Here is a 608-nt window from a genome sequence, read left to right as displayed (position 1 = left end):
CTGCTCAACTCCTCTGGTGCGGTGGCCCTGTTCGTCTGGTTGGTGATCTGCTTCTCGCAGCTGCGGATGCGCAAGATCATCGAACGGGAGTCGCCGGAGCGGCTGTCGGTGAAGATGTGGGCCTACCCGTATCTGACCTGGGTGACCATCGGGATGATCGTGTTCGTCATCGGCTACATGCTGACCGACAAGAGCGGGCGCGACCAGGTGCTGATGTCCTTCCTGGCAGCGGGCCTCGTACTGGCCGTCGCGTTCATCCGCGGCCGCCGACGCTCGGCGCTCGACCAGCGCTGACCCGGATACGGCGATGGCCCGCACCCTCGGGGGGTGCGGGCCATCGGCGTATGCGGGGTCAGCCCTTGCGGCCGACCAGCTTCCACGCGGCCGGCAGCAAGCCCATCGCCAGCGCCGCCTTGAGGGCGTCACCGATCAGGTACGGCTTGAAGCCCAGGGCGAGCGCCTGGCCGAAGGACATGTGCGCGGCGAAGGCGAGGTAGGGGACGCCCACGGCGTAGATGACCGCCTCACCGACCAGCATCGCGCCCGCCGTCCGCCACACGCCGCGGTCCGCGCCGCGCCGGGCCAGGGCGCCGACCGCCGCCGAGGCG

General features: G+C 70.2%; 1 protein-coding gene and 1 pseudogene. One reads left to right on the top strand and one right to left on the bottom strand.

Annotated features, from left to right (window positions below; all coding sequences use genetic code 11):
- Positions 1-294: pseudogene (locus P2Q00_RS50670) on the top strand (amino acid transporter); the annotation flags it as partial.
- A 58-nt stretch (positions 295-352) separates the two neighbouring features.
- Here the strand turns inward: P2Q00_RS50670 and P2Q00_RS50665 are convergent.
- Positions 353-608: biotin transporter BioY (locus P2Q00_RS50665; RefSeq protein WP_275781995.1), on the bottom strand; the 256-nt coding region annotated here is incomplete at its 5' end.

The organism is Streptomyces coacervatus, from assembly GCF_029223485.1.
GTDB classification, from domain to species: Bacteria; Actinomycetota; Actinomycetes; order Streptomycetales; family Streptomycetaceae; genus Streptomyces; species Streptomyces coacervatus.
Note: the sequence above shows the minus strand (reverse complement) of the source record. Positions and strands in the feature narration are given on the sequence as shown.